The 1,756-nt window shown below is 41.4% G+C and carries 3 protein-coding genes; all 3 read right to left on the bottom strand.

Annotation, left to right across the window (positions count from 1 at the left end):
- A partial coding sequence (locus tag IQ260_RS30355) for a hypothetical protein (protein ID WP_193996764.1) occupies window positions 1–384 on the bottom strand: 384 nt, incomplete at its 3' end.
- A 42-nt stretch (window positions 385–426) separates the two neighbouring features.
- Window positions 427–1,242, bottom strand: coding sequence for a S1 family peptidase (locus IQ260_RS30350; RefSeq protein WP_193996763.1), 816 nt, complete (start codon window positions 1,240–1,242; stop codon window positions 427–429).
- A gap of 221 nt (window positions 1,243–1,463) precedes the next feature.
- Window positions 1,464–1,756, bottom strand: a 293-nt coding sequence (locus IQ260_RS30345) for a COP23 domain-containing protein (protein WP_228016571.1), incomplete at its 5' end; no start/stop codon positions are given.

Below are 1,756 nucleotides of genomic sequence, written 5' to 3'. Positions count from 1 at the left end.
TGCGTATCCAGTGCGTGAAGAGTTTCCTAGCCTAGCAGACGATGCAAAGATTTCATTTCCGCCAGCATCAATAACTCTTGAAAAGTAGTTGCTACGGTTGCTGCTAGAACCGTACAATCGCAATGTTCGCTCTGAGTCACGAGTATTTTCTACCATAAAATTGCATGTCAAAGGTACATCAGTGTTTGGTGTAGTTTCACAACCCAAAAATTCAAAGACAAATCCACCTTCTTGAACAGCAGGTATTTCTTGAGCTATTAGCTCTGTCGCATCTGTAATCGCCTCATTTCTATCTTCGAATTTTCCTGTTTCTTCTGAAAAGATACTTTCTGAGAAGATTGGACTGACAATAACTAGTGCGACAGATAGTAAATTTTGTAACATAACGCATGACTCGCTTGACTGATAAATTACTTGCAACAAGACTCATCGAGAAATTCTTGGTGCTTCTCCTTGATCTGGAGTATAGATGTTGGTGGGAGATGAAATGTCGGGTGGGTCATTAACTGGCGGGCAAAAAGCATCCAGACATAAATCTCCCGGTTTGACATATTGACTTCCCTGAAGGTACTCAGAGTAGCGAGAACTTAGAAAAGCTGAGATTGGTATCCCTAAATACAAACCTACTCCCCCTTGAATATTTCTGACACCCTGACCGATAGTTCCTATAACTTTATTGTCTTCATCCAAAACTGGTCCACCACTCATTCCCTGAAAAGCTCCAGGAGTTGAAAAAACGAGAGAATATCCCCCCGCTTCTGGGGGATCGGCATATCCAGTCAGAGTTCCAGATATAAACTGATAGGTGGTACTGGTTATTTCAATTAGTGGATTCAGCCAGCCAGAAACCGAAACAGGCTGATTTGGGACTGGGCTTTCCCGGCTGATACTAGCCAGTTCGTAATCATAAACGCTGTTGAATTTCAGGACAGCTAGGTCGTAGTCAGCTATGCGTTCCACATTACTAAAATCTACCCCGTATGCCCTAGAATCAGGCGTGTAAACGGTGTAAATATCTGGTGTACTCACGACATGCCATGCTGTGAGTACATAGTAGGTATTGCCATTCTGAGCAACTAGTACACCAGAGCCATCGCCGTCACCGGGCGCATCAACCCGTACTGTAAAAGCTTTAGCGATAGGACTGACTTCTTGAGATAAAACTGCCGATTGGCAAATAATAGCTATTGAACCAGCTAAGCCGATACAAGTAACACCAAATCCTTTCCTAAACCACTTCATACAGATTGCTTAAATATTTCGCGTTAAATCTAAATCTAACTTTCTGAAAACGTAATACACCCTGTTCCCTAAAACCCTTTGATAGCTAATGGTTCCACGTGCGAAGTATATCGTAAAACTATAGACAACTGCTATTTTGAGCTATCGGACAATAAGTTTAATGATAATTTCTGACCAAAATATAGCTAGTCAGACACTGGCACTTTCAATCTTTTATTTTTTTACAAATCTTGGGTCCGTTCAACTAAAATTCCAAAGTTGACGTATACTTCTCCGCCCCTGTAAACAATCAAATCATCAGTCAACTCTAAGGGGCGTCCATTAACTTGGCGAGATAAATCCAATAGCCTATTCAGAGCACTGACTTTATCAACACCTGGAGGTAAAGTCACGACAGTATTTGAGTTGCTGCAACCACTATCTACATTTTGAGTAAGACATATGACGGACATACCATCGTTGCGTACATCTGTAGCAAAGTAATTGCTATTTAATAAGCCTTGATCGTATGCTG

Source organism: Leptolyngbya cf. ectocarpi LEGE 11479, from assembly GCF_015207065.1.
Classification (GTDB): domain Bacteria; phylum Cyanobacteriota; class Cyanobacteriia; order Phormidesmidales; family Phormidesmidaceae; genus Leptothoe; species Leptothoe ectocarpi.
The sequence above is the reverse complement of the archived record's forward strand: the minus strand, read 5'-3'. Positions and strand labels throughout refer to the sequence as shown.